Origin of the sequence: Oleisolibacter albus (genome assembly GCF_003336875.1) — a bacterium.
Taxonomy (GTDB): domain Bacteria; phylum Pseudomonadota; class Alphaproteobacteria; order Azospirillales; family Azospirillaceae; genus Niveispirillum; species Niveispirillum album.
The window spans coordinates 106,177-130,267 of record NZ_QGNJ01000002.1; the positions used below are offsets into that span (position 1 = coordinate 106,177).

The window sequence follows — 24,091 nt, forward strand, 5'->3', positions numbered from 1 at the left end:
GGGGAAGCCTAAGCCCCCACCGGGCGGCGGGGCAAGCCGCCCGGGACGGGCGTGCGTCCGGACGGCATAGAACCGCATCCGGCCGGCACCATCCGCCCGGCTTTACAGCGGCGCCGGTGCCGCCTATCGAAAAGCTCTCCGCAACAGAGGCGTCCCCGGCGCCGTGTGCGCATGTCCGTCACCCCCGCCACCCTTTCGTTCCCACCCCTGCCGCCGCAGCGTCCGCCTGCCGCCACTCCGTGCGGCGTCCGCATCCGCCCGGTCCGGGACGGGACGCCCGACCTCCAGGCCCTGACCTTTCCCCGTTTCCGTCCGTTGCTGGAGCCCGGCAAGGTGCTGCCCGACACGGCCCTGATGCTGGTGGCGGAGCGGGCGGAACAGGAGAATGGTGCTGGGGAGGGGCCGCTCGGGCTGGTCTATGTCCACCGCCCGGCCCGGCAGGACCAGGCGGCCCATCTGATGTCGCTGGCGGTGCGGCCGTCCCGCCGCCGCCTCGGCATCGGCCGGGCCCTGCTGGCGGCGGCGGAGCAGGCGGTGGCCGCCCATCCGGCGCTGATCACCGGCTATTCCGATGATCTGCGGGCGCGGGCGGCGTTCGAGTCCTTGCTGGACGGGCAGGGGTGGGCGCCGCCGACCCTGTACCGGGTGCGCCTGCGCGGCATCGCCGGCTGGGCCGATGCCGCCGCCGCGGACTGGCAGCCGCTGCTGGCGCGGCTGGCCCAGGGGGGGCTGGCCCTGGAGGATTGGAGCCATGTCGGCCCGGCGGACCGGGAGGCGATGCAGGCCCTGCTGGACAGCGGCGCTGTCCGCGCCGATTTCAGCCCTTTCCCCCTGGAAGCCTGGCATATCCCGGCCCTCACCCTGGTCATCCGCCAGCAGGGGCGGGTGGTGGGATGGGTCCAGGGCCTGCCGGGGGAGGACCCGGCCAGCGTCTGCTATGTCAACGGGGCCATCCATCCCGGTCTGGCCCGCAGCGGCGCCCTGATCGCGGCCATCGTCGATGTCTGTCGCCGGCAGGCGGCCAGCCTGGGGCCGCACTCCGTCTGCGTCTGGCAGACCGATGCCGACAATATGGCCATGCAGCGCTTCATGGAGCGGCATCTGGCGCCGCGCCGCACCCACCTGCTGAAACATGACCGCTTCTATGAACGGCGGAAGCGGCTGGACGGCAGCGCCGAAGCCCGGTGACCGCTCACGATCACCGGGAGCGGGGATCAGAACCCGGCATAGACCCGGTCGAGATCGGCATCGTCGAAGGCGTAGGTCGTGTTGCAGAACTCGCAGGAGACCTTGACCTTGCCGTCCTCGCGCAGATCGTCCAGCTCGGTCCGCTCGATGGAGCGCAGCGCCGTGCTGACCCGCTCGCGTGAGCAGCGGCAGCCCGGGCGCAGTTCCCGGCGCTCATGCACCCGCGGCGCTTCTTCATGGAACAGGCGGTAGAGCAGCGTGTTGGCCGGCAGGGCCGGGTCCAGCAGCTCGGCCTCCGCCACCGTGTTCAGCAGGATGCCGGCGCGGTTCCAGTCCTCCTCGCTGTTGCCGGGCCGGTAATCCGCGAACAGGCCGGCATCCTCCGGCGGCAGGGTCTGCAGCATGACGGCGCCGCCCACCCATTTGCCGTCCGCGTCCTTGCCCACGGCCGAGCGGATGGCCGAGGCCAGCTGCTCCGACTGGCGGAAATAATGGCGCACGGCGGCGGACAGGTCGGCGCCGCGCAGCTCCACGATGCCCTGATAGCGCTCGGTGTTCTCGCCCTGGTCCACGGTGAAGGCCAGATAGCCGCTGCCCAGCAGCGACCCCAGGTCGGCCTGGAAGCCCTTGTGCGACTGCTGCTCGGTCAGCCGGTCCTGGTCGAAGCGGGCATAGCCGCGCAGATCGCCGACGCTGGTGACATCGGCCACGGTATAGGCCACCGGGCCGTCGCCCTTGGTCTGCAACGTGAAGATGCCGTCATATTTCAGTGCCGCCGCCAGGGTGGCGGCCAGCAGGATGGTCTCCGCCAGCAGGCGGGCCACCGGCTCGGGATAGGCGTGCCGGGTCAGGATCTCGTCCAGGGCCGGACCCAGCCGGACCAGCCGGCCGCGCAGGGCCGACCGTTCCAGCAGGAAGGGCTGGACGATGTCGGTATCGGAAGTCACGGGATCGGTGTCGCGGCGGGGCTTGCCCGCCGCTCCGCTGAGGTCGGTCATGGGGTGAGGCACCAGTTGAGAATGCCCTTCTGGGCGTGCATGCGGTTCTCCGCCTCGTCCCAGATGACCGATTGCGGCCCATCCATGACGGCGGCGGACACCTCCTCGCCGCGGTGGGCGGGCAGGCAGTGCATGAATATGGCGTCGGAACTCGCCAATCCCATCAACCGTTCGTTGATCTGATAGGGTTTCAGCAGGGCGTGCCGGCGTTCGGCATCCTTGTTGTGCATGCTGACCCAGGTATCGGTGACCATGGCGTGGGCGCCGGCCGCCGCTGCGTCCGGGTCGCGGGTGACATGCACGCGCCCGCCTTCGGCGGCGACCCAGGCCATGGTCTTGGCCGAGGGTTCCAGCTCCTGCGGACAGGCGATGCGCAGCTCGAAATCGAAGCGCACGGCGGCGTGGATCCAGCTCTGGCAGACATTGTTGGCGTCGCCGGTCCAGCACACGGTCTTGCCCTGGATCGGGCCGCGATGTTCCTCGAAGGTCAGGATGTCGGCCATGATCTGGCAGGGATGGCTGACATCGGTCAGGCCGTTGATGACCGGGACCGTTGCCGCCTCGGCCAGCTCATGCACCTTGGCCTCGTCGTTGGTGCGCAGCATGATGATGTCGACGAAGCGCGACAGCACGCGGCCGGTATCGGCGATGGTCTCGCCATGGCCCAGCTGGATCTCCTTGCCGGTCAGGGTGATGACCTCGCCGCCCAGCTGGCGCATGCCCACCTCGAAGCTGACGCGGGTGCGCGTGCTGGGCTTTTCGAAGATCAGGGCCAGGGTCTTGCCGCGATAGGGCTGGGGGTGGTCCTTGGCGTGCTTCAGGGTCAGGGCACGATCCAGGATGGCACGCAGCGTGGCCGTGTCGTACTGGTGGATGTCCAGGAAATGCCGGACGGGGCTGGCCGCGCTCATTGGCTGAACTCCTTGCAGGTCTTCTCGAGGATGGCCAGGGCGGCCTCGACTTCCTCCGTTCCGATGATCAGCGGCGGCAGGATGCGGATGACATTGTCGGCGGCGCCGACGACCAGCAGGCCGTTGGCGCGCAGGCGGTTCACCATCTCCGTGTTGGGAACCACGCATTTCAGGCCCAGAAGCAGGCCCTTGCCGCGGGTTTCGGCCAGAACGCCGGGATAGCGGGCGACCAGATCGTCCAGCCGCCCCTTCAGCACGGCGCCGATCTCCTGCACATGCTCCAGGAAGCCGGGCCGGGTCACCACGTCCAGCACGGCATTGCCCATGGCCATGGCCAGGGGATTGCCGCCGAAGGTGCTGCCATGGGTGCCGGGCACCATGCCGATGGCGGCCTTCTCGGTGGCCAGGCAGGCCCCCATGGGGAAGCCGCCGCCGATGCCCTTGGCGATGCACATGATGTCCGGGGTGATGCCGGCCCATTCATGGGCGAACAGCTTGCCGGTGCGGCCCACGCCGGTCTGGATCTCGTCGAAGATCAGCAGCAGGCCGAACTCGTCGGCGGTGGCACGCAGGCCGCGCAGATAGTCCTCGCTGCCGGCGCGGATGCCCCCCTCGCCCTGGATCGGCTCGACCAGGATGGCGGCGGTCTTGTCGGTGATGGCCCGGCGCAGCTCATTGAGGTTGCCGAAGGCCACCTGGTCGAAGGTGTCCAGCAGCGGACCGAAGCCGCCCACCATCTTCTCGGTCGGGGCGGCGGCGATGGCCGTGGTGGTGCGGCCATGGAAGGCGCCGCTGGCGACGATGAAGCGGGTCTTCTCGGGATGGCCGGTGTCATGCTGGTACTTGCGTGCCACCTTGACCGCCAGCTCCCACGCCTCCACGCCCGAATTGGTGAAGAACATGGTGTCGGCGAAGGTCAGATCGGTCAGCCGGGCGGCCAGCGTCTCCTGACCGGCCACCCGGAACAGGTTCGACACATGCCAGAGTTTCTGCGCCTGCTCGGTCAGCGCCTGCACCAGAGAGGGATGGGCATGCCCCAGGGCGTTGACGGCGATGCCGCTGGTGAAGTCCAGATATCGTCGGCCCGTGACATCCCAGAGCCAGGCGCCTTCGCCCCGCTCGAACACCACGTCGACGCGGGAATAGGTGGGCATCACGACTGGGATCACGGAACCACTCCTTCAATGGTCCTGCACGGGAGGGAAAGCCAGGGACTCCCGCGGGAAAAGAGGCGACTATTGTGCGCTGCCGCGACCCTGTCAACGCAGGCCGGCGCATGCCACCATCAAGCCGCAGCGGGGCGGGGGAAGAAGCGTTGCGGTTTTACCCCGTTCGGCTTATCAATGAGCGCGAAACGACCGGCCCGCGCGGGGGGCGGAACGGGCTGCCGGGGATCGTTGCGGCAACGCAACCATGCCGGTGCCGGACTGCCGTTGCCAGCGCGTTCGCCGCCCGAGCGGAGAGCATGCTGCGATGAACGACATTCTTGACCCGCGCTCCTTCCAGCGCCCCGGCCTGAACAGCGTGGCCGAGCCTGTGGTCAGCGATCCCTCCACGGGCGGTATCACCACCATTTCCGCCGAGGCCCGGATCGAAGGGGCCAAGATCTCCCATTGCCACACGCTGCATGTGGCCGGCCGTCTGGTCGACGTCACCCTGACCGAGATCAAGGTGCTGGAGATCGCCGAAGGCGGCCATGTGGAAGGAACGGCCAAGGTGGAGAGCATGCGCGTCTCCGGCCGGGCCACCGGCACCCTGGAAATCACCGGCACCCTGTCGGTGGGGGAAACGGGCGTGGTCGACGGCACCATCCGCTATGGCCGCATCGCCATCGCCGATGGCGGCAGCGTCACCGGCACCCTGCAGACCGGCGCCGCGCCGCAGTAATTCATCTTGCCGTAATCCTGCCGCCGTCAATCCGGTCGCGGTAATCGGCGCGTCTTGACCGCGCCGCCCGGAAACGCCGGGGGCCGGAGGGTCCGCCACCTGGCTGCGCAGGCCACGGGGGCGCGGGACAAGGCAGGACGGCCCGCATCGGCGGGCCGTCTTTTTTGCTGTGTGGATGTGCCTGTATGGGCCGTCCTGTATGGGGCCGTCAGCGCCCCAGCATGCCGCTTTCGATCACCCCGTCGATGACGAACTGGCAGGCCAGCGCCGTCAGCAGGATGCCCAGCACGCGGTTGATGACGTTGATGCCGGTGACGCCCAGCAGCCGGCTGACCTCGCCGGCGAACAGCAGCGTCAGCAGCGTGCCCAGCAGCACGGCCGCCAGCACGCCCAGCACGATCACCTCCGACAGCAGGTCGCCGTTGGCCCGTCCCATCAGCAGCACGGTGGAGGTCATGGCGCCCGGACCGGCGATCAGCGGGATGGCCAGGGGGAAGACGGAGATGTCGGCCCGGTGCCGGGCTTCCTGCTTCTCGTCCTCGGTGGCGGTGCGCAGGCCGCTTTCGCGGGCGAACACCATGTCGATGGCCACCAGCAGCAGCAGGATGCCGCCGGCGATGCGGAAGGCGCCGACGCCGATGCCCAGGGCCCGCAGCAGGATATCGCCGACAAAGGCGAACCCGAACAGCAGCCCGGCGCCGATCAGCACGCCCTTGATGGCGGTGCGGCGGCGATAGGCCGGGTCCATGCCCGCCGTCAGCCCGGCGAACATCGGACCCAGCCCGATCGGATCGATGGTGACGAAGAAGGCGATGGCGGTGGTCAGGATCAGGTCGGTCATGTAGGCAACTACCCCTTGATAGGGCGCCTACCTAACCCACGCCTCCCGTCACGGCAATCTGACCGTGCGGTTGGCGGCCCTGCCATGTCCGCCGCGCACACGGCACCATCAGGGAGGCGCCGCCCGGGCGGGCGGAACCGGCCCGGCGCCGGGCGCCCGTCAGCCCGCCTTCTTCTCCTGGAACTGGTCGAAGGCCTCCACCGCCTGGGCGGCGTACATGACCGAGGGGCCGGCGCCCATATAGACAGCCATGCCCATGGTCTCCATCACCTCGTCACGGCTGGCGCCCTGCTCGACCGCCGCCTTGGCATGGAAGGCGATGCAGCCGTCGCAGCGGGTGGCCACGGCGATGGCCAGCGCGATCAGCTCCTTGGTCTTGGTATCCAGCGCATTGGGCTTCAGGGCGGCCTGGGCCAGGGCGCTGAAGCCCTTCATCACGTCGCCGGCCCCGCCGCGCAGTTCGCGCATGGCGCCGGACAGTTCGGTGGTGATGGCGGGCCAGTTCTTATGCATGGGGTGTTCCTCGGATCAAAGGGATGCGCATTATATGCATATATTCAGAGAAACGCATATATGAATTTCCTGCGGCACAGCCGCGCAAACCCCGCCACCTGAACGGCTGTTCATCTTTATCGGGCGCCGGCCCGTCCGACCGATTGACAGGATGTCGCAGGCCCCGGTAAGACCTGGAAAACCGCACAATCAGGAGGACGCCGTCAGGCACGCCCATGAGCAAGAAGGTCTATGCGGACGCCGTCGAAGCGCTGGCCGGGATCCTGCGCGACGACATGACCATCATGGCCGGCGGCTTCGGCCTGTGCGGCATTCCGGAAAATCTGATCGCGGCGGTCAAGCTGTCGGGCGTCAAGGGCCTGACCGTGATCTCCAACAATGCCGGCGTGGACGGGTTCGGTCTGGGCCAGCTGCTGGAGACCAGGCAGATATCCCGCATGGTCAGCTCCTATGTCGGGGAGAACAAGCTGTTCGCCCAGCAGTACCTGTCGGGCGAGCTGGAGCTGGAATTCAATCCCCAGGGCACGCTGGCCGAGCGCATCCGCGCCGGCGGCGCCGGCATCCCCGCCTTCTTCACCAAGACCGGCGTCGGCACGCTGGTGGCCGAGGGCAAGGAGCTGCGGGAGTTCGATGGCGAGACCTATGTGATGGAGCGGTCCTTGCGCGCCGACCTCGCCATCGTCAAGGCCTGGAAGGGGGATACCGAGGGCAACCTGATCTACCGGAAGACGGCGCGGAACTTCAATCCGATGATGGCCATGGCCGGTGCGGTCACCGTGGCGGAGGTGGAGCAGCTGGTGCAGCCCGGCCAGATCGACCCGGACCATGTGCATACGCCGGGCATCTTCGTGCAGCGCATCATCCAGGGCGAGCATGAGAAGCGCATCGAACAGCGCACCACCCGCAAGCGCTTCTGACCTCGACGCCTGAAGGCGCATTCTAGACGGAGACCGACAGCATGGCTTGGACCCGTGATGAAATGGCCGCTCGCGCCGCCAAGGAACTGCGCGACGGCTTCTATGTGAATCTCGGCATCGGCATCCCGACGCTGGTGGCCAACTACATCCCCGACGGCATGCAGGTGACGCTGCAGAGCGAGAACGGCATGCTGGGCATGGGACCCTTCCCCTTCGAGGGGGAGGAGGATCCGGACCTGATCAATGCCGGCAAGCAGACCATCACCGAACTGGCGACCAGCAGCTATTTCAGCTCGGCCGACAGCTTTGCCATGATCCGCGGCGGCCATATCGACCTGTCGGTGCTGGGCGCCATGCAGGTGGCGGCCAATGGCGATCTGGCCAACTGGATGATACCGGGCAAGATGGTCAAGGGCATGGGCGGCGCCATGGATCTGGTGGCCGGGGTGAAGAAGGTGGTGGTGGTGATGGAGCACTGCGCCGTGGACAAGGCCACCGGCGCGCTGGACCCGAAGCTGCTGCCGGCCTGCACCCTGCCGCTGACCGGCACGCGGGTGGTGGACATGGTGGTGACCGATCTCGGCGTCTTCACCATCGATAAGCAGGGCGATGGCGGCATGACCCTGGTCGAGCTGGCGCCCGGCGTGACCGTGGGCGAGATCCGGTCCAAGACCGGGGCACCGTTCCAGGTGGCACCGGGCTTGGTCTGAGCGCCGCCGGCGCCTGCTGACCGGCGTCCGTGCAAGGAAACGGGCTGGAGAGACCTCTCTCCAGCCCGTTCGTCATTCTGCCTCTCCGGCGCGGCCCGGCGGACCGGGGACGGTCAGGCGGCCAGCTTCACGGTCACCGGCTGCGCCGCGGCGACCACGGCGGCATAGGTCTCGCGCTGCTCGGCGAAGTTGTCCAGCAGATCGCCCAGGCTTTCGCGGGCGAAACCCGGGGCGGCTTCGGCCATGTGGGACTTCACCACCGCACTCAGCTGGTCCAGAACCTGCAGATGCAGGCGGGCGGCGATGGTCAGGTCGGCGGCGATGGCGGTCATGGTCGTGATCTCCGGTTTGGGTGGGGGCGTTCGATAGGGCGATTACAGCGCCGGCCCGGTTAACAACGACTTAATTTTGTCTGTCCACTGCTGGTTAATACTGTGGCGATGTTGGGTATTTCCTATTTTATATTTGGGTTACCCCGTTTGTCATGTTTGCCTGTCTTTTGGGATTGCCCTGCCGGGCGCAATGCGCAAGGGCAAATCGGCGGGGCCTGCCGGCGCCGGGCCGCCGCATCTCGACCGGGGGCCGCCGCGCGCCTGCTTCAAGGCGGGGCGGTGCGCTTTACCGCTGAGCGCAGCCGCGATAGGCTGCGCCCAGGCACTGTTCCAGGCGCCTGCCCGCCGACGGACTGCCGCTGTCCTGCCATTCAGGCGGGCCGGGTCATCTGCGCATGCGATAGAGGCGCAGCACGAGCAGGGTCCCGCCGGTAACGGATGGGGCCCGGCCCTCATCCCTCCGGCCTTGATCCAGGGGGACGAGATGATGACCGACCATGACACGCCCATCCGCCCGGCAGCGCCGGATCTGATCATCCGTGCCCGCCGGCTGGAGGATTGGCAGCAGATCGAAGCGATGACCCAGCAGCCGCGCTTCCTGCACAACACGCTGCGCCTCCCGTTCCGCAACCCGGAGGAAGCCAGACGCCGCCTGGAGGCCGTCAAGCCCGAGGATACGGCCATCGTGGCCGAGTTGGACGGTCTTGTCGTCGGGGCGGCGGATCTCACGCGGGGCCGGGGACGCCGTGCCCATAGCGCAGTGCTGGGCATCGGCGTTCATGACGGGCATCAGGGCCAGGGCATCGGCACGGCCCTGCTGCGGACACTGGTGGATGCCGCCGATCTCTGGCTCGGTCTCCACCGCATCGAGCTGACCGTGTTCGCGGACAATGCCGCGGCCATCGCCCTTTACCGCCGTTTCGGTTTCACGGAGGAGGGGCGGTTGCGCGACTACGCCTTGCGGGCCGGCGGCTACGCCGATTGCCTCGCCATGGCCCGGCTGCGCCATCCGCCATCTGCTCCTTCGACCTCCGCCGCGCCGCACCCTCGGCGTTGATCTTCGGGTTTTCCCGCCGCGTCAGTCCAGTGCGGCCAGCAGGCCGCGGACGGCGTGCAGGTCGGGGGCGACCAGCTGGCACAGCGCGCGGATCTCTTCGGTTGCCGGCAGCAGGTCGGGAACCATGACGGCCATCATGCCGGCCCCGTGGGCGGCGCGGATGCCATTGTGGCTGTCCTCCAGTGCCAGACAATGGGCAGGATCAACTCCCAGCCGGGCGGCCGCGGTCAGATAGGGTTCGGGATGCGGCTTGCCCTGGCTCACCTCGTCGCCGGTCACCAGCAGGCGGAACCGGTGCAGGATGCCGACCTGGGCCAGATGCTCCTCGGCCTTGGCCCGGCGGGTGGAGGTGGCGACGGCCAGGGGCAGACCGGCGGCGTCCAGCGCGGCCAGCAGTTCCTCGACTCCCGCCATCAGCCGCACCTCGGCCAGATGGCGCTCCACCTCCTGCTCGAAGGCGGCGCGGAAGCGCCGCGCCTCCTCCTCGCCGCCGAACCACTGCTTCAGCCGGCGCCAGGTCTCCGGCCAGGGCGTGCCGATGACGGTGACGTAATAGGCATCGGTCATCGGCTTGCCCACGGTCTCCGCCGCGGCCAGCGTGGCCGTGCGCACATGGCGTTCGGTGTCGATCAGCAGCCCGTCCATGTCGAAGATCACGGCGTGGACCGGACGCGGCAGCGACGGGAACAGGGCGCGGGGGCGCGGGGTGGGGGAAGGGCTGGACGGGAGGGTCAAGGCGCAGGCTCCGGCCGGAAGGGCGGCAGCGGCGGGTCTTCACCTCAGGCCGCTGCCGGGGCCGCCACCATGATCTGGTTTCGGCCCTGCTGCTTGGCGCAATACAACGCCTGATCCGCCCGGTCCAGCAATCCGGCCAGGGTCTCCCCCAGGCCGTTCCACTCGGCCACGCCGATGCTGGCCGTGAGGACGAAGGACACGGCCTCATGGGTGATGAGGCTGCCGGCGATCCGCTGGCGGATGCGTTCGGCCACCCGCTCGGCCGCGGCCAGCCGTGTTTCGGGCAGCAGCACCACCAGTTCCTCGCCGCCGTAGCGGGCCAGCGAATCGGTGCTGCGCAAGGCGCTGGCCGTGCGCTGTGCCGCCTCGCAGATGGCGCTGTCGCCCGCCGCATGGCCGAAACTGTCATTGATGGTCTTGAAATGGTCGAGATCGATCAGCAGCAGGGAGAAGCTGCGGCCATAACGCTGGCAGCGGTCGCGCTCGGCCCCGGCCAGCTCGATGAAACGGCGGCGGTTCAGGATGCCGGTCAGGCTGTCCAGGCTGGCCAGCTGCTCCAGCTTGGTGTTGGCCTCCATCAACTCGCGGGTGCGGGCGGCCACCCGCGCCTCCAGCGTCTGGGTGATGGAGCGCAGCTCGGCATTGGCCCGGCGCAGCCGGCCATGCAGCACGACATTGCCGAAGCTGGCCGACATCTTGGCGGCGAACATGGCCAGCAGGTCGCGATCCGTGGCCGTCAGGCCCGGTTGTGCTTCCAGATGCACGAACAGATCCTGGCCCCCCGGCACGGGAATCGGTAGGGTGGCGGTGTCGGTGCCCAGGCGCGGACGGCCCAGCACCCGCGCTTCGGCCAGGGCGTCGCGGACAGTCGTGTCGAGCAGCGGCCCGCCGTCGGGATGCTGCTGGGTGAAGCGGCCGCTGCTGGCCAGGACGCCGAAACTGGGCACCAGCCCCCCGGTCAGCACCAGGGCGCAGATCACATGGCACCGGCGCTGCTCCAGCAGCTGGTGCAGCTGCGTCAGCGCATGCTGGGCGAAGTCCGGCAGGGATGCCCCCTCCGGCAGGCCATCCGCCGCCTCGATGATGCGGCGCAGGCCGCGGCGGTTGTCTTCGATGGCCATGATGTCGGCATAGCCGCGCAGGGCGGCGATGACGGTGGTGAACAGCTTCTGCGCCGTCAGCTCGGTCTTGGCCCGGTAATCGTTGATGTCGTAATCGAGGATGACCCGGTCCTCCGGCGCCTGACCCGGCTGGCCGGTGCGCAGGATCAGGCGGACGGCACTATTCCCCAGATCCTCGCGGATGCAGCGGACCAGCCGCAGCCCCGCATCATCTGTCTCCATCACCACATCCAGCAGCACCAGGGCGATGTCCGCTGTGGCGCGCAGAATGCGCAGCGCCTCGGCCGCGGAATAGGCCGAGATCAGATCCAGCGGCCGGTTGCGGAATGTGACCGTGCGCAGGGCATAGCGGGTGACGGTGTGGACCTCCGGGTCGTCATCGACCACCAGGATGCGCCAGGGGTCGGCACCGCAGGTGGCCGGCTCGGGCCGTGACAGCGGGCCGTGTCGCAGCGTCCCGTCTTCCGCGAACAGGAATTCCTTATCCATGCAGCCCGTCAGCTCCCCGCTCAGCGAGCACCGCACGCGGCGGGACCCCACGGCCTTCGCCGCCTGTCCGGGTAGACCGGATTCTGTTGTGGAGCACGCTGCCGGCCCGCTGATCGGGTTGCATAATACCGTGTTTTGCAATCGCTGCACGGGTCTTTTCACCCCCCGGTCGTGGTGCTGTCACCACCTGCGCTGGGGGCTGGCGGGGAAGCGGCCGGCCGTCCTATGGTGGGCGCGCAACAGCGTGCCCGACGCCATGCCCGAAACCGTGATCGAAAGCCCCATGTCCCAGCCTGATGCCGCCGTGCCGTTCCGTCAGAGCGCCTTTCCGCCACCGCCGCTGGCGCGGCAGGAGCCGGTGGTCCTGACCGCCCATGGCGACAGCCGCCAGGATCCCTATGACTGGCTGCGCGACCGCGGCTATCCCCAGGTCACCGACCCGGCGGTGCTGGCCCATCTCACGGCGGAGAACGACTATACCGACCGTGTGCTGGGCACGGAGGGGGAGGGGCTGCGCCAGTCCCTGTTCGAGGAGCTGAAGGCGCGTCTCAAGCCGGACGACAGCGGCGTGCCCTACCGCGCGGGCGGATTCCTCTATCAGGTCCGCTTCGCCGCCGGTCAGGACCACGCCATCCATGTGCGCTGGCCGCTGGCGGCGGCCCTGGACGGCCAGCCGGCCGGCGACCCGCAGGTCATCCTCGATGTCAATGCCCTGGCCGCGGGCAAGGATTTCATGGATGTGGGTGCGGTCGAGCCCAGCCCGGACGGGCGTTATCTCGCCTACAGCGTCGATGACCAGGGCGCGGAGATGTTCACCCTGCTGGTCAGGGATCTGGCCACGGGCGAGATCCTGGGGCCGGGCGTGCCCGGCACCTCCGGCGAGGTGGCCTGGGCCTCCGACAACCGCACCCTGTTCTATGTGCTGCGGGACGAGAGCCAGCGCCCGAAGAAGGTGATGCGCCATACCCTGGGCAGCGACCCCGGCACCGATGTGCTGGTCTATGAGGAGGCGGACCCCTCCTGGTGGGTGGGGATCGGGCGGTCGCTGTCCGGCCGGTTCATCCAGATCGGCACCGGCACGCTGGTGGCCAGCGAAACCCGGCTGATCCCGGCCGACGATCCCACGGCCCCGCCGCGGGTGGTGGTGCCGCGGCGTGACGAGCATCTGTATTCCGTGGCCGACCAGGGCGACGGCCTGTGGATTCTGACCAACGACCGCCACCTCAATTTCCGGCTGGTGCGGGCGCCGCTGGACGATTGGTCGGAGTCCGCCTGGCAGGAGGTGATGCCGGCTGGCGACCGCCAGTATCTGACCGGCCTGCTGGCCCTGCGCGACTGGCTGCTGGTGTTCGGCCGCCAGGACGGGTTGCAGCAGGTCTGGGTGCGCGACGCGGCCGGGGCCACCCACACCATCGCCTTCCCCGACGCCGTTTTCGCCGTGGGGGCCGGGGCCAATGCCCATTACGAGGCTGCAACGGTGCGCCTGCGCTATGACAGCCTGGTCACGCCGCCGACCACCTATGATTACGACCCGGCCGCCCGCCGCCTGACGGTGCGCAAGGTGCAGGAGATCCCCAGCGGCTACGACCCGGCGCTCTACACCAGCGAGCGGCTGATGGCGCCGGCCCGTGACGGCACCCTGATCCCGGTCAGCGTCGTCTACCGCAAGGACTTCCGCAAGGATGGGGCCGGGCCGCTGCATCTCTACGGCTATGGCAGCTATTCCATGGCCATGGACCCGCATTTCTCCCCCAGCCGCATCAGCCTGCTGGACCGGGGCTTCGCCTATGCCATCGCCCATATCCGCGGCGGCGACGAGTTCGGCCGGCCCTGGCACGATGCCGGCCGTCTGCTGAACAAGCCCAACACCATCAACGATTTCCTGGATGCGGCCCAATTCCTGGTGCAGCAGGGGTTCGCCCGTCCGGGCCACATCTCCATCGAAGGCGGCAGCGCCGGCGGCACGCTGGTGGGGGCGGCGCTGAACCAGGCGCCGGAGGGGCTGTTCCGGGCTGCCGTGGCCCATGTGCCCTTCGTTGATGTCATCAGCACGCTGCTGGACGAAAGCCTGCCGCTGACCGCCAGCGATTATCCGGAATGGGGCAATCCCAACGACCCCGCCATCTATGCCGTGATGAAGGGCTACAGCCCCTATGACAATGTGGCCCGGCGGGCCTATCCGCATCTGCTGATCACCGCCGGCCTCAACGATTACCGCGTCACCTACTGGGAGCCGGCCAAATGGGCGGCCAAGCTGCGCACGCACAAGACCGACGACCATGTTCTGCTGCTGCGCACGGAGATGAGCGCCGGCCATGGCGGCTCCACCGGCCGTTTCGACCGGCTGAAGGAGGTGGCGCTGGCCTACGCCTTCCTGCTGTGGGCCCATGGGCTGGCCTGACGCCATGATCCGCGGCCGCTACCCCGCCGAGGCGCTGAAGGCGGATTATCTGCGCACGGCGGCGGGGCTGGCACTGGGCCTCGCCCCCTTCCTGCTGGCCCGGCCGCATCCGCTGGTGGCGGTGCCGGCCATGGCCGTGCTGCTGCTGTTCCTGGTCTATGGGCTGCGCACGGGCCTGCGCCAGTTCAGCGAGATCCAGGCCGACGACACCGGCATCCTGCGCCAGGGGCCGCTGGGCCGGGCCATCCGCTGGGATCAGGTGGACGCGATCAGTCTGAAATATTACTCCACCCGCCGCGACCGCAAGGAGGGCTGGCTGCACCTCACGGTGAAGGGGGCCGGCCGCCGCATCGACCTGGACTCCACATTGACCGGGTTCCAGCCCATCGCCGAACGGGTGGCGGCGGCGGCCCTGGCTCGCCGCCTGCCCCTGTCGGACCTGACGCGGGAGAATTTCGCCTCGCTCGGCGTCTCGCTGCCGCGTCTGGCCCCCGTCCCCGGGCAGGGGGCACCGGGGGGCGGCCGATGACCGCCCCCGATCAATGGCCGGCGGTTTGACCGGCTTTTTTGCCTGTGCGAGGGATATCCATGCTCGACCTGCCTTCCGTCATCGGCCATCGCGGTGCCGCCCGGCATGCGCCGGAGAATACGCTGATCAGCATCCGCACCGCCGCCCTGCAGGGCGCACGCTGGGTGGAGGTGGATGTCAAGCTGACGGCGGACGGCGTGCCGATCCTGCTGCATGACGACATGCTGGACCGCACCACCAGCGGCCACGGCCCGGCGGCGGCCCTGACCTTCGAGGAAATGCGCCGGCTGGATGCCGGCGGCTGGTTCCATCCCACTTTCCGCGGCGAGCGGGTGGCCGCCCTGTCGGAGCTGCTGGCGCTGGCGGTGGAGCTGGAGCTGGGCCTGAACCTGGAGATCAAGCCCTGTCCCGGCCGGGCGGAGGAGACGGCGGGCGTCGCCATCTCCCTGGCCCTGTCGCTGTGGCCGCAGGACCGGCCGCCGCCGCTGGTCAGCAGCTTCGACTTCGCCGCCCTGCGCATGGTGCGGCAGGTGGCGCCGCACTGGCCCATCGGCTATCTCATCGACCGGCGCCGGCCGGACTGGCGCCAGCAGGCCGACGCGGTCGGCGCCGCCACCATTCATGTCAATGCCCGGCGGGAGTCGGCCCGGACCATCGCGGAGTACCGGGCGACCGGCCGGCAGGTCCTGGCCTATACCGTCAACAGCGTGCCCGCCGCCCGCGAGGTTCTGGGCTGGGGTGTCTCCGGGGTCTTCACCGACACGCCGGAAACGCTGATCAAGGGGCTGGCGGCCAGGGGAACAGATCGGGGCTGAGAGGCGGGAATCCGGCCCCGGTCCTGGCCGTGGCCGGTCGCCGCAGCCGATTATCCTATGCAGAGGGTGGGGGACTCTTCCGCTGCATTTTCTTTTCCTATATGCACCCATACGGGCACAAAGCCCGTGGGACCCGCTCGGGCCCAACAGGGGGCGCGGGGGGCGGCCCGGTCTGGTTTTCGGTTTGGAGGGTAGGTTGAAGGCGCTGAAGCCTCTGGTGATGTCCGGTAAGGAAGTGCTGCCCCTGGTCGAGGGCGGCAAGGGTATTGCTGTCTCCAACGGACAGAGCTCCGGTGCCTGGGCCGCGGCTGGCGGCATCGGCACCTTCTCCGGTGTCAATGCCGACAGCTATGATGCGGACGGCAACATCGTTCCCCAGATCTATCAGGGCCGGACCCGGCGCGAGCGGCATGACGAGCTGGTGGAGTTCGGCATCCGCGGCGGCATCGCCCAGGCCCGTATGGCCCACGAGATGTCCAACGGCCAGGGCCGCCTGCACATGAACGTGCTGTGGGAGATGGGCGGGGCCGAGCCCATCCTGCATGGTGTGCTGGAGGGAGCCAAGGGCCTGATCCATGGCGTCACCTGCGGTGCCGGCATGCCCTACCGCGTGGCCGAGATCGCCGTGAAGTTCGGCGTCCATTACTATCCCATCGTCAGCTCGGCCCGCGCCTTCCGTGCCCTGTGGCTGCGCGCCTACAACCGCTTTCCCGACTTCCTGGGCGGCGTGGTCTACGAGGACCCCTGGCTGGCCGGCGGCCATAACGGCCTGTCCAACAGCGAGGACCCGAAGAAGCCGGAGGACCCCTATCCCCGCGTGGCCGCGCTGCGCACCATGATGAACAGCTTCGGCCTGACCGAGGTGCCGATCGTCATGGCCGGCGGCGTCTGGTGGCTGTCGGAATGGGAGCACTGGCTGGACAATCCGGAGATCGGCCCCATCGCCTTCCAGTTCGGCACCCGTCCCCTGCTGACGCGGGAAAGCCCCATTTCCGACGCCTGGAAGCAGAAGCTGCTGTCCCTGAAGCCGGGCGATGTCTATCTCAACCGCTTCTCCCCCACCGGCTTCTACAGCTCGGCGGTGCGCAACCCGTTCCTGGAGGAGCTGCGCCAGCGCTCCGAGCGGCAGGTGGCGTTTGTGGTCGAGCCCGTGGGCGAGCACACCGATGCCTTCCTGCTGGGGCCGCGCGGGCGTCCGGTCTATCTGGCGCCGCACGACCGCGAGCGGGCCGAGGGCTGGGTGCATGAGGGCTACAGCACGGCCCTGAAGACCCCGGACAACACCCTGGTCTTCGTGACCCCGGAGAGGAGCCGGGAGATCCTGAAGGACCAGGTGGACTGCATGGGCTGCCTCAGCGCCTGCGCCTTCAGCAACTGGGCGCAGAACGAGGAGGGCACGACCGGCCGCCGGGCCGACCCGCGCAGCTTCTGCATCCAGAAGACGCTGCAGAACATCAGCCATTCCGAGGATGTGGACAACCAGCTGATGTTCGCCGGCCACAATGCCTACCGCTTCGGCAGCGATCCCTGGTACGCCAACGGCTTCGTGCCGACGGTGAAGGAACTGGTGGAGCGCATCGCCACGGGCTACTGAGGGGCTTCCGCCCCGCCGGGCCATGGACCCGCCAAGCGATACCGATGGGAAGGGGCGCCGGCTGGCGCCCCTTTCCGTTTCGGCCCGTTCCGCTTGGCCTCAGGTCAGCCGCAGCTCCGCGCCCTGCAGGCACAGTTCCGCCGGCTTGATCAGCTGGGCGCTGGCCACGCGCACGCTGTGCAGCCTGCCTTCCAGCGACCGCGTCCAGAAATCCAGGAAGCGCCGCAGTTCCGGGAAGCGCGGTGCCAGATCCAGCTCCTGCCAGACATAGCTCTGCAGCAGGCCGGGATGGTCGGGCAGATGATAGAGGATCTCCGCCGTGGTCAGGCGGTAGTCGCGCAGCTGCAAAGCCAGAGTCGTCATGCCTGTCTCCCTGTCTGGTCGGCAACCGGACTGGTGACGCCTTCCCTGCTGCGGGGCCTGTCCCCATGGCGGCCCCATCATTTTTCCAGCTTCATGCTGCCAGGGCATGACGGTTTTGTGAAGGCATAATATTCTTTATTTTCAATGGCTTGGCAGCCGCTTTCCGCGAGTGCTGCCAGATTTGCCGGCCCTACCCCCTCCGGTCGTGCAAAAAGCTCTCCGACCCCCCTCTTGACTCTGGCCCCAAGCTTGATTACGTCGCTGGCACTCACCGCGGGTGAGTGCTAACAGCAGGCTCATCCCGAGTCTTTTGCCTATCAAGGGAGAGAATCCATGCGTTTCCGTCCGCTGCATGACCGCGTGGTGGTCAAGCGCGTCGAGTCCGAGCAGAAGACCGCCGGCGGCATCATCATCCCCGACACCGCCAAGGAAAAGCCCCAGGAGGGCGAGGTGGTGGCCGTGGGTCCGGGTGCTCGTGACGAGTCCGGCAAGCTTGTCGCCCTGGACGTCAAGGCCGGCGACCGCGTGCTGTTCGGCAAGTGGTCCGGTACCGAGGTGAAGATCGACGGTGTCGAATACCTGATCATGAAGGAAAGCGACATCATGGGCGTCCTCGCCGCCTGAGTCGCGCCTCGCGCTTCGCCAGACCCATTGAGAAAGAGGGACGAGTACCATGGCTGCCAAGGAAGTTAAGTTCGGCTCCGACGCCCGCACCAAGATGCTGCGCGGCGTGGACATCCTCGCCGACGCCGTGAAGGTCACGCTGGGCCCCAAGGGCCGCAACGTCGTGATCGAGAAGAGCTTCGGTGCTCCGCGCATCACCAAGGACGGCGTGTCGGTCGCCAAGGAAATCGAGCTGTCCGACAAGTTCGAGAACATGGGCGCGCAGATGGTGAAGGAGGTCGCCCAGAAGACGGCCGACCTCGCCGGCGACGGCACCACCACCGCCACCGTGCTGGCCCAGTCCATCGTCCGTGAGGGCGCCAAGGCCATCGCCGCCGGCATGAACCCGATGGATGTGAAGCGCGGCGTCGATCTGGCCGTCGCCACCGTCGTCGAGGACATCAAGTCCCGTTCGCGCAAGGTCACGACCAACGACGAGATCGCCCAGGTCGGCACCATCTCCGCCAACGGCGAGGCCGAGATCGGCAAGATGATCGCCGAGGCCATGGCCAAGGTCGGCAACGAGGGCGTGATCACGGTCGAAGAGGCCAAGAGCCTGGAGACCGAGCTGGACGTGGTCGAGGGCATGCAGTTCGACCGCGGCTACCTGTCGCCCTACTTCGTGACCAACGCCGACAAGATGGTCGCGGAGCTGGAGAGCCCCTACATCCTGCTGTTCGAGAAGAAGCTGTCCGGCCTGCAGGCCATGCTGCCGGTTCTCGAGGCGGTGGTGCAGTCCTCCCGTCCGCTGATCATCGTGGCCGAGGATGTCGAGGGCGAGGCCCTGGCCACGCTGGTGGTCAACAAGCTGCGCGGCGGCCTGAAGGTCGCGGCCGTGAAGGCGCCGGGCTTCGGTGATCGCCGCAAGGCGATGCTGGAGGACATGGCCATCCTGACCGGCGGCCAGGTCATCTCCGAAGATCTGGGCATCAAGCTGGAGACCGTGACGCTCGACATGCTGGGCAAGGCCAAGCGCGTCGTCATCACCAAGGACAACACCACCATCATCGATGGTGAGGGCTCCAAGGCCGACATCGAGGCCCGCATCGCCCAGATCAAGGCGCAGATCGAGGAGACCACCTCGGACTACGACCGCGAGAAGCTGCAGGAGCGTCTGGCCAAGCTGGCGGGCGGCGTGGCCGTCATCCGCGTCGGCGGCGCCACCGAGGTCGAGGTGAAGGAGCGCAAGGACCGCGTTGACGACGCGATGCACGCCACCCGCGCCGCGGTGGAAGAGGGCATCGTGGCCGGCGGCGGCGTCGCCCTGCTCTACGCCACCAAGGCCCTGAAGGTCCTGGAGGCGAAGGTCGCCAACAACCCGGACCAGAAGTTCGGCGTTGACATCGTGCTGAAGGCCCTGCAGTCGCCGGTGCGCCAGATCGCCCAGAACGCCGGGTTCGACGGCTCCGTGATCGTCGGCAAGCTGCTGGAAGGCAGCGACACCAACCACGGCTTCAACGCCCAGACCGGTGAGTACGGCGACATGTTCAAGTTCGGCGTCATCGACCCGACCAAGGTCGTGCGCGCCGCGCTGCAGGACGCCGCCTCCATCGCCGGCCTGCTGATCACCACCGAGGCCATGATCGGCGAGAAGCCGGCCCCGAAGGCCGCTCCGGCCGGCGGCCCGGGTGGCATGGGCGGCATGGGCGACATGGACTTCTAAGTCCCGGTCGTCCGGCCGGACAGGCTTGACCGCGAAGACCCCCGGCAGGGTGACCTGCCGGGGGTTTTTGTTTGGCGCACGCATTTGTTTGGCGCGCATTTGTTTGACGGACGCGAGGGGGCGGCTGTTGCACGGTCGCGCCCGACGGACGATGCTGCCATTCCGATACAGCAGGAGCCGCGCCCATGCTCTGTCCGTTCCTTTTCCCCGTGCGCCGGATTGCCGCTATTCTGGTATCAGGCTTGGTATCAGGCCTGGTATCGGGCGCCGTGCTGACGGGGGCAGCGGTGCCGGCCCTGGGGAAGGAGACCGCCATGGATTTGCAGGCTGCCGGGACCTTCGATGTGTCGCTGACGCCGGACGGTACGCCCGATGCCGGCCCCGACGGGACCAAGCTGGGCATGATGCTGCTGGACAAGCGCTTCCACGGGCCGCTGGAGGCCACGGGCCAGGGCCGCATGCTCACGGCCATGACCGGGGTGGAGGGATCGGCGGTCTATGTGGCGCTGGAGCGGGTCACCGGCACCCTCGACGGGCGCAGCGGCAGCTTCGTGCTGCGCCATGTCGGCACCATGGACCGCGGCCATCAGCACCTGTCGATCTCGGTGGTGCCGGACAGCGGCAGCGGGGATCTGGCCGGTCTCAGCGGCGAGATGCGCATCCGCGTCGCCGACGGCCAGCACTTCTACGATTTCAGCTACAGCCTGCCGGACGACTGACCCCGCCGGTGCTCCCGGCCGGTGCCGGTTGCCCGGACCGCCGGTCTCAGCGTCCGGGCGGGCGCCAGCGGCTGTCCGGCGGCGGCAGCTTGTCGGGGCCGGCCGCCCCGTCGGGCGGACGCACCTCGTGGAAATCGGCGTCGATCACCGTCGGGTCGGTGTAGCGGGGCTGGCCCTGGTCGCGCCAGACCGTGGTCCGGCCGCCCATGTTCAGGCTGCCGCTCATCATCACCCCGCCGCGGCGGAACAGCCAGCCGCGCACCGGCGGCAGGAACAGGGCCAACGCCATCAGGTCGGTGATGAATCCGGGAATGATCAGCAGCACCCCGGCCAGGGCCAGGCACAGCCCGTCGAAGGCTTCGCGCACCGGCGGCTGGCCGCTGTCCATGCGCTGCTGCGCCCGCCGCAGCGTGTCCAGCCCCTGATGGCGCAGGATCAGCACGCCGGCCAGCCCCGCCAGCAGCACCAGCGCCACCGTGTTCAGGGCGCCGATCCGGTCCCCCACCCAGGCGAAACCGGCGATCTCCGCCAGGGGAAGCAGCAGGAAAGGCAACAGCGCGCGCATGGGTATCCTTGCTCTGGGGGTGGTCGCGGCCTATCTACAGGGAACGGTGCCGTGACGGAACCGGGCCGCACCCCGCTCGGTTCTGGCTTAGACTTAGTGTCTTGCCGCGGCGACGTGAAGGGGTGTGGCGTGACGGGGACAGGACCATCTGTCCCACCCCGGCGCAGCGGATCAGCCCCCGGCGCATCGGATCGGCGCCGGATGCGGTGGTGGCTCTGGTCAGGCCGGCCGGTCTGGTCTAGGGTCGGGACGGGTCCAGGGGCCGCCCAGGGGACCCGGGGGGTCTAGGTCCGGGGGTCTGGGTCCGGCCAGCCGCGCTGCGGCGGGTCGGCAGCACAGCGGTTCGAACCACAATGGTGCGGACCATGGATATGGGATACGGGTCACATGGGTGAAGGCTTCTTTTTCATCGATATCCTGATCTTCGCCATGGTGGCCGCCTTCCTGGTGTTCCGGCTGCGCAGCGTGCTGGGCCGCCGCCACGGGGAGGAGCGCCAGCGCCCCAATCCCTTCGCCCAGCAGCCACCGCGGCCCGGCATGCCGCAGCCCGTGGGGGACAGCGACAATGTGGTGCCGATGCCCGGCCGGACGCCGGTCGAGCCGCCGCCACCGCCGCCCAGCGACGGGCCGGTTTCGCTGGAGGACGCCATCCGCCAGATCCGCGCCGCCGACCCCGGCTTCAACGAACGCCAGTTCCTTCAGGGGGCCCGCGGCGCGTTCGAGATGATCGTGCAGGCCTTCGCCGCCGGCGACACGCCCACCCTGCGCCCGCTGCTGGCCGACGATGTCTACGACCAGTTCGCCCTGGCCATCCGCCAGCGGCAGCAGGCGCGGGAGACGCTGGAAAGCCGCATCCATTCCGTCGAATCGGTCGATCTGACCGCGGCGCGCATGGAAGGCCGCACCGCCTTCTGCACGGTCACCTTCATCTCGCACCAGACCCATGTCACCCGTGACGCCGCCGGCACCATCGTCGATGGCGACGAGTCCCGGCCGGAAGAGGTGGTGGATATCTGGACCTTCGCCCGCAACACCCGGGCCACCGACCCCAACTGGAAACTGGTCGAAACCCGCACGCCGTGAGGCCCGGCGCCGTGATGGCCGGTCTTTCCCGGCACCGCCCGGCCCTGTCGCCTGTCCGCCTCCTGTCCGTGGCGGCGCTGCTGCTGGGTCTGGCCGCCTGTACCCCGAAGCCGCCCGAAGCGCCCCCGGCGCCGAAACTGACCCTCAGCGCCGCCCGGTTCGACGATCTGGCGGGCTGGCAGGCGGACCGGGTGGCCGAGGCGCTGCCTGCCCTGGCGAGATCCTGCGGCCGGCTGCTGCGCCAGCCGCCGGACCGTGCGCTGGGACCGGACGGGGCCATGGGCCGCATCGCCGACTGGACTGCGCCCTGCCGGGCGCTGGACAGCGTTCCGGCCGGCGACGATGCCGCCGCCCGCGCCTATGTGGAAACCTGGTTCCAGCCCTGGCTGGCCGCGGACAATGGCACGGCCGAGGGACTGTTCACCGGCTATTACGAGGCCGAGTTGCATGGCAGCCGCACCCGCCAGGGTCCCTATCAGACGCCGCTGCTGCGCCGGCCGGATGATCTGGTCATGGTGGATCTGGGAGAGTTCCGCCCGCAGCTGAAGGGCGAGCGCATCGCCGGGCGCGTGGTCAACGGCCAGCTGAAGCCGTTCGCCGACCGCAAGGCCATTGAGGCTGGCGCCTTGGCCAACCGGGACCTGGAACTGATCTGGGTCGATGACGCTGTGGACGCCTTCTTCCTGCAGATCCAGGGGTCCGGCCGCGTGCTGCTGGACGATGGCGGCGAGCTGCGCGTGGGCTATGACGGGCAGAACGGCCATCCCTATGTGGCCATCGGCCGGGAACTGGTGGCGCGCGGCGCCATCCCCAAGGACCAGGTGTCGATGCAGTCCATCCGCGCCTGGCTGGAGGCCAATCCTGCCGAGGTGCAGGCCATCCTCGACTCCAACCCCTCCTATGTCTTCTTCCGCGTGCTGGAGGGGGAGGGGCCGGTCGGCGGCCAGGGCATCGCGCTGACGCCCGGCCGTTCCCTGGCGGTGGACCGCAGCTTCATCGCCTATGGCGTGCCCCTGTGGCTGGATGCCCAGGACCCGCTGGACCCGGCCGCGCGGCTGCGCCGCCTGCTGGTGGCCCAGGACACTGGCGGGGCCATCCGCGGCCCGGTGCGCGGGGACGTGTTCTGGGGCCATGGGCCGGCGGCGGAACAGCGGGCCGGCCTGATGAAGAGCCGCGGCCGCTATTGGCTGCTGCTGCCGAAGACGGTCAGCCCGTCCCTGTCCTGACCGTCCCTGTCCTGACCGTCCCTGTCCTGAGCCGCCTGCCGGGGCTCCTCACGCCCGGTTCTGGTTGGCGCCGGTGACGAATTCGGCCGTCGGTTCCTGCTCCACCATGTCGGCCACCACCTCGAACGCCTGGGCGTTGTGGTCCATCTCCAGCCGCAGCGGCTCGTTCTGCTCGCCCACCTGGCGGAAGAAGTCGGCGGCATCCCGCAGCAGGCGGGCGGCGATTTCGGCATTGGTCGGCATCGGGACCTCTCCTGGGGGACCTCTCCTGGTCGGGTGGCGGGGTCAGGCGCTGTGGCGCGTCGCGGGTTCGTCGGCCAGGGCGGGGTCGGTCTTGGCCAGCCGGTCCCGGTCTTGCTGCACCCGCACCAGATGGCCGGACAGGGCGTCGCGCAGGCCCGGCGGCAGATCATCGGCGGACAACAGGGTCTGGATCTGGCCCAGCAGCGCTTCCTGGTCGCGGACGGCCGCGGCCACAAGCCCGCCGGCGCCGCGGGGTGCAATCAGCAGGTTGCCGGCCAGACGGCTGGCCTCCCCCAGGAGCGTGCCCGCCGCTTCCGGCGTCCCGCCCTGGGCGGCCACGCGCTGCTGCAGATCACGCACCAGGGCGGCCCTGCGCGCAGCCAGATCGTTGAACAGCGACTTGATCGCCGGAATCTCGGCGCGTTCCGCCGCCTGCCGCAGATTGAGATGGCTGTCCTCGGTCACGCGGATCAGCGCGTTCAGCCGACCGGTCAGCGCGTCCCCGTCCATCGCGTCCCCTCCGTCACC

At 68.9% G+C, this 24,091-nt stretch carries 26 protein-coding genes; 14 read left to right on the forward strand and 12 right to left on the reverse strand.

All coding sequences use genetic code 11. The features are described 5' to 3' along the window. Positions 1 to 171 precede the first annotated feature (171 nt). On the forward strand, positions 172 to 1,188 hold the full coding sequence (locus tag DK368_RS21810; RefSeq protein WP_205028024.1) for a GNAT family N-acetyltransferase: 1,017 nt from the start codon (positions 172 to 174) through the stop codon (positions 1,186 to 1,188). Between the two features lie 26 nt (positions 1,189 to 1,214). On the opposite strand, the gene hslO is transcribed toward DK368_RS21810, so the two are convergent. Genes hslO through DK368_RS03490 form a run of 3 tightly spaced genes read right to left on the reverse strand, consistent with a single transcriptional unit; the run spans position 1,215 to position 4,266 of the window. Further along, complete coding sequence (gene hslO, locus DK368_RS03480) at positions 1,215 to 2,186, reverse strand: Hsp33 family molecular chaperone HslO (RefSeq protein WP_114392180.1); 972 nt, start codon at positions 2,184 to 2,186, stop codon at positions 1,215 to 1,217. Further along, complete coding sequence (argF, locus tag DK368_RS03485; protein ID WP_114392181.1) at positions 2,183 to 3,097, reverse strand: ornithine carbamoyltransferase; 915 nt, start codon at positions 3,095 to 3,097, stop codon at positions 2,183 to 2,185. The genes hslO and argF overlap by 4 nt, the downstream gene beginning before the upstream one ends. Further along, positions 3,094 to 4,266, reverse strand: coding sequence for an aspartate aminotransferase family protein (locus DK368_RS03490; RefSeq protein ID WP_114392182.1), 1,173 nt, complete (start codon positions 4,264 to 4,266; stop codon positions 3,094 to 3,096). The genes argF and DK368_RS03490 overlap by 4 nt, the downstream gene beginning before the upstream one ends. A gap of 304 nt (positions 4,267 to 4,570) precedes the next feature. On the opposite strand from DK368_RS03490, the gene DK368_RS03495 reads away from it, so the two are divergent. Beyond that, positions 4,571 to 4,984, forward strand: a complete 414-nt coding sequence (locus DK368_RS03495) for a bactofilin family protein (RefSeq protein ID WP_162305847.1) — start codon at positions 4,571 to 4,573, stop codon at positions 4,982 to 4,984. Between the two features lie 208 nt (positions 4,985 to 5,192). On the opposite strand, the gene DK368_RS03500 is transcribed toward DK368_RS03495, so the two are convergent. Together DK368_RS03500 and DK368_RS03505 are read right to left on the reverse strand one after the other, a co-directional pair. Then, a complete protein-coding gene (locus tag DK368_RS03500) occupies positions 5,193 to 5,825 on the reverse strand; it encodes a MarC family protein (RefSeq protein WP_114392184.1) in 633 nt (210 codons plus the stop codon). A 159-nt stretch (positions 5,826 to 5,984) separates the two neighbouring features. After that, complete coding sequence (locus tag DK368_RS03505; protein ID WP_114392185.1) at positions 5,985 to 6,338, reverse strand: carboxymuconolactone decarboxylase family protein; 354 nt, start codon at positions 6,336 to 6,338, stop codon at positions 5,985 to 5,987. 215 nt (positions 6,339 to 6,553) lie between these two features. On the opposite strand from DK368_RS03505, the gene DK368_RS03510 reads away from it, so the two are divergent. Both DK368_RS03510 and DK368_RS03515 read left to right on the forward strand, forming a co-directional pair. Next, positions 6,554 to 7,255: a CoA transferase subunit A gene (locus DK368_RS03510; protein WP_114392186.1), complete on the forward strand. Its 702-nt coding sequence runs from the start codon at positions 6,554 to 6,556 to the stop codon at positions 7,253 to 7,255. A gap of 41 nt (positions 7,256 to 7,296) precedes the next feature. Further along, positions 7,297 to 7,965 carry a 3-oxoacid CoA-transferase subunit B gene (locus DK368_RS03515; protein ID WP_114392187.1) on the forward strand — a complete coding sequence of 223 codons (669 nt, stop codon included), beginning with the start codon at positions 7,297 to 7,299 and terminating at the stop codon, positions 7,963 to 7,965. A 113-nt stretch (positions 7,966 to 8,078) separates the two neighbouring features. Here the strand turns inward: DK368_RS03515 and DK368_RS03520 are convergent, their stop codons facing one another. Next, positions 8,079 to 8,297, reverse strand: a complete 219-nt coding sequence (locus tag DK368_RS03520; RefSeq protein WP_114392188.1) for a hypothetical protein — start codon at positions 8,295 to 8,297, stop codon at positions 8,079 to 8,081. A 484-nt stretch (positions 8,298 to 8,781) separates the two neighbouring features. On the opposite strand from DK368_RS03520, the gene DK368_RS03525 reads away from it, so the two are divergent. Further along, the gene (locus DK368_RS03525) at positions 8,782 to 9,354 is read left to right on the forward strand and encodes a GNAT family N-acetyltransferase (RefSeq protein WP_205028027.1); all 573 of its coding nucleotides are present in this window, start codon (positions 8,782 to 8,784) and stop codon (positions 9,352 to 9,354) included. Between the two features lie 21 nt (positions 9,355 to 9,375). Here DK368_RS03525 and DK368_RS03530 read toward each other — a convergent pair whose 3' ends face one another. Both DK368_RS03530 and DK368_RS03535 read right to left on the reverse strand, forming a co-directional pair. Continuing rightward, entirely contained in the window at positions 9,376 to 10,089 is a 714-nt protein-coding gene (locus DK368_RS03530; protein WP_240002321.1) for an HAD family hydrolase, read from the reverse strand. Positions 10,090 to 10,133: 44 nt separating this feature from the next. Then, complete coding sequence (locus DK368_RS03535) at positions 10,134 to 11,699, reverse strand: diguanylate cyclase (RefSeq protein ID WP_114392189.1); 1,566 nt, start codon at positions 11,697 to 11,699, stop codon at positions 10,134 to 10,136. A gap of 283 nt (positions 11,700 to 11,982) precedes the next feature. Between DK368_RS03535 and DK368_RS03540 the strand changes: the two genes are divergently transcribed. From DK368_RS03540 to DK368_RS03555, 4 genes are all read left to right on the forward strand, one after another. After that, positions 11,983 to 14,100 carry a S9 family peptidase gene (locus tag DK368_RS03540; protein WP_114392573.1) on the forward strand — a complete coding sequence of 706 codons (2,118 nt, stop codon included), beginning with the start codon at positions 11,983 to 11,985 and terminating at the stop codon, positions 14,098 to 14,100. Then, positions 14,087 to 14,629, forward strand: a complete 543-nt coding sequence (locus DK368_RS03545; RefSeq protein ID WP_114392190.1) for a hypothetical protein — start codon at positions 14,087 to 14,089, stop codon at positions 14,627 to 14,629. Before DK368_RS03540 ends, DK368_RS03545 begins: the two co-directional genes overlap by 14 nt. A gap of 59 nt (positions 14,630 to 14,688) precedes the next feature. Then, positions 14,689 to 15,444: a glycerophosphodiester phosphodiesterase family protein gene (locus DK368_RS03550; RefSeq protein WP_114392191.1), complete on the forward strand. Its 756-nt coding sequence runs from the start codon at positions 14,689 to 14,691 to the stop codon at positions 15,442 to 15,444. A 220-nt stretch (positions 15,445 to 15,664) separates the two neighbouring features. Continuing rightward, the gene (locus DK368_RS03555; protein WP_114392575.1) at positions 15,665 to 17,038 is read left to right on the forward strand and encodes an NAD(P)H-dependent flavin oxidoreductase; all 1,374 of its coding nucleotides are present in this window, start codon (positions 15,665 to 15,667) and stop codon (positions 17,036 to 17,038) included. A 99-nt stretch (positions 17,039 to 17,137) separates the two neighbouring features. On the opposite strand, the gene DK368_RS03560 is transcribed toward DK368_RS03555, so the two are convergent. After that, positions 17,138 to 17,401, reverse strand: coding sequence for an usg protein (locus DK368_RS03560; RefSeq protein ID WP_114392192.1), 264 nt, complete (start codon positions 17,399 to 17,401; stop codon positions 17,138 to 17,140). 333 nt (positions 17,402 to 17,734) lie between these two features. Here DK368_RS03560 and groES point away from each other — a divergent pair, with 333 nt between their 5' ends. From groES to DK368_RS03575, 3 genes are all read left to right on the forward strand, one after another. Next, positions 17,735 to 18,025 (forward strand): co-chaperone GroES, encoded by a 291-nt coding sequence (gene groES, locus DK368_RS03565; protein ID WP_114392193.1) that lies wholly within the window; start codon positions 17,735 to 17,737, stop codon positions 18,023 to 18,025. Positions 18,026 to 18,074: 49 nt separating this feature from the next. Beyond that, positions 18,075 to 19,727: a chaperonin GroEL gene (groL, locus tag DK368_RS03570; RefSeq protein ID WP_114392194.1), complete on the forward strand. Its 1,653-nt coding sequence runs from the start codon at positions 18,075 to 18,077 to the stop codon at positions 19,725 to 19,727. A gap of 314 nt (positions 19,728 to 20,041) precedes the next feature. After that, positions 20,042 to 20,446 carry a DUF3224 domain-containing protein gene (locus DK368_RS03575; protein WP_114392195.1) on the forward strand — a complete coding sequence of 135 codons (405 nt, stop codon included), beginning with the start codon at positions 20,042 to 20,044 and terminating at the stop codon, positions 20,444 to 20,446. Positions 20,447 to 20,492: 46 nt separating this feature from the next. Here DK368_RS03575 and DK368_RS03580 read toward each other — a convergent pair whose 3' ends face one another. After that, on the reverse strand, positions 20,493 to 21,011 hold the full coding sequence (locus DK368_RS03580; protein ID WP_114392196.1) for an FxsA family protein: 519 nt from the start codon (positions 21,009 to 21,011) through the stop codon (positions 20,493 to 20,495). Between the two features lie 387 nt (positions 21,012 to 21,398). Here DK368_RS03580 and DK368_RS03585 point away from each other — a divergent pair, with 387 nt between their 5' ends. Then, the gene (locus DK368_RS03585) at positions 21,399 to 22,094 is read left to right on the forward strand and encodes a Tim44/TimA family putative adaptor protein (RefSeq protein WP_114392197.1); all 696 of its coding nucleotides are present in this window, start codon (positions 21,399 to 21,401) and stop codon (positions 22,092 to 22,094) included. Between the two features lie 14 nt (positions 22,095 to 22,108). Continuing rightward, entirely contained in the window at positions 22,109 to 23,320 is a 1,212-nt protein-coding gene (mltA, locus tag DK368_RS03590; protein WP_114392198.1) for a murein transglycosylase A, read from the forward strand. Positions 23,321 to 23,368: 48 nt separating this feature from the next. On the opposite strand, the gene DK368_RS03595 is transcribed toward mltA, so the two are convergent. After that, entirely contained in the window at positions 23,369 to 23,563 is a 195-nt protein-coding gene (locus tag DK368_RS03595; RefSeq protein ID WP_114392199.1) for a hypothetical protein, read from the reverse strand. 42 nt (positions 23,564 to 23,605) lie between these two features. Next, positions 23,606 to 24,073 carry a PA2169 family four-helix-bundle protein gene (locus DK368_RS03600; protein WP_162305848.1) on the reverse strand — a complete coding sequence of 156 codons (468 nt, stop codon included), beginning with the start codon at positions 24,071 to 24,073 and terminating at the stop codon, positions 23,606 to 23,608. Positions 24,074 to 24,091 lie beyond the last annotated feature (18 nt).

Bases quoted from the DNA above. Each gene is read 5' to 3' on its own strand.
- hslO (WP_114392180.1), bottom strand. From the start codon at position 2,186: ATGACCGACCTCAGCGGAGCGGCGGGCAAGCCCCGCCGCGACACCGAT.
- DK368_RS21810 (WP_205028024.1), top strand. From the start codon at position 172: ATGTCCGTCACCCCCGCCACCCTTTCGTTCCCACCCCTGCCGCCGCAG.
- argF (WP_114392181.1), bottom strand. From the start codon at position 3,097: ATGAGCGCGGCCAGCCCCGTCCGGCATTTCCTGGACATCCACCAGTAC.
- DK368_RS03560 (WP_114392192.1), bottom strand. From the start codon at position 17,401: ATGACGACTCTGGCTTTGCAGCTGCGCGACTACCGCCTGACCACGGCG.
- mltA (WP_114392198.1), top strand. From the start codon at position 22,109: ATGGCCGGTCTTTCCCGGCACCGCCCGGCCCTGTCGCCTGTCCGCCTC.
- groL (WP_114392194.1), top strand. From the start codon at position 18,075: ATGGCTGCCAAGGAAGTTAAGTTCGGCTCCGACGCCCGCACCAAGATG.
- DK368_RS03500 (WP_114392184.1), bottom strand. From the start codon at position 5,825: ATGACCGACCTGATCCTGACCACCGCCATCGCCTTCTTCGTCACCATC.
- DK368_RS03595 (WP_114392199.1), bottom strand. From the start codon at position 23,563: ATGCCGACCAATGCCGAAATCGCCGCCCGCCTGCTGCGGGATGCCGCC.
- DK368_RS03550 (WP_114392191.1), top strand. From the start codon at position 14,689: ATGCTCGACCTGCCTTCCGTCATCGGCCATCGCGGTGCCGCCCGGCAT.
- DK368_RS03555 (WP_114392575.1), top strand. From the start codon at position 15,665: ATGTCCGGTAAGGAAGTGCTGCCCCTGGTCGAGGGCGGCAAGGGTATT.
- DK368_RS03585 (WP_114392197.1), top strand. From the start codon at position 21,399: ATGGGTGAAGGCTTCTTTTTCATCGATATCCTGATCTTCGCCATGGTG.
- DK368_RS03575 (WP_114392195.1), top strand. From the start codon at position 20,042: ATGGATTTGCAGGCTGCCGGGACCTTCGATGTGTCGCTGACGCCGGAC.
- DK368_RS03580 (WP_114392196.1), bottom strand. From the start codon at position 21,011: ATGCGCGCGCTGTTGCCTTTCCTGCTGCTTCCCCTGGCGGAGATCGCC.
- DK368_RS03510 (WP_114392186.1), top strand. From the start codon at position 6,554: ATGAGCAAGAAGGTCTATGCGGACGCCGTCGAAGCGCTGGCCGGGATC.
- DK368_RS03540 (WP_114392573.1), top strand. From the start codon at position 11,983: ATGTCCCAGCCTGATGCCGCCGTGCCGTTCCGTCAGAGCGCCTTTCCG.
- DK368_RS03525 (WP_205028027.1), top strand. From the start codon at position 8,782: ATGATGACCGACCATGACACGCCCATCCGCCCGGCAGCGCCGGATCTG.
- DK368_RS03600 (WP_162305848.1), bottom strand. From the start codon at position 24,073: ATGGACGGGGACGCGCTGACCGGTCGGCTGAACGCGCTGATCCGCGTG.
- DK368_RS03535 (WP_114392189.1), bottom strand. From the start codon at position 11,699: ATGGATAAGGAATTCCTGTTCGCGGAAGACGGGACGCTGCGACACGGC.
- DK368_RS03495 (WP_162305847.1), top strand. From the start codon at position 4,571: ATGAACGACATTCTTGACCCGCGCTCCTTCCAGCGCCCCGGCCTGAAC.
- DK368_RS03505 (WP_114392185.1), bottom strand. From the start codon at position 6,338: ATGCATAAGAACTGGCCCGCCATCACCACCGAACTGTCCGGCGCCATG.
- groES (WP_114392193.1), top strand. From the start codon at position 17,735: ATGCGTTTCCGTCCGCTGCATGACCGCGTGGTGGTCAAGCGCGTCGAG.
- DK368_RS03520 (WP_114392188.1), bottom strand. From the start codon at position 8,297: ATGACCGCCATCGCCGCCGACCTGACCATCGCCGCCCGCCTGCATCTG.
- DK368_RS03545 (WP_114392190.1), top strand. From the start codon at position 14,087: ATGGGCTGGCCTGACGCCATGATCCGCGGCCGCTACCCCGCCGAGGCG.
- DK368_RS03515 (WP_114392187.1), top strand. From the start codon at position 7,297: ATGGCTTGGACCCGTGATGAAATGGCCGCTCGCGCCGCCAAGGAACTG.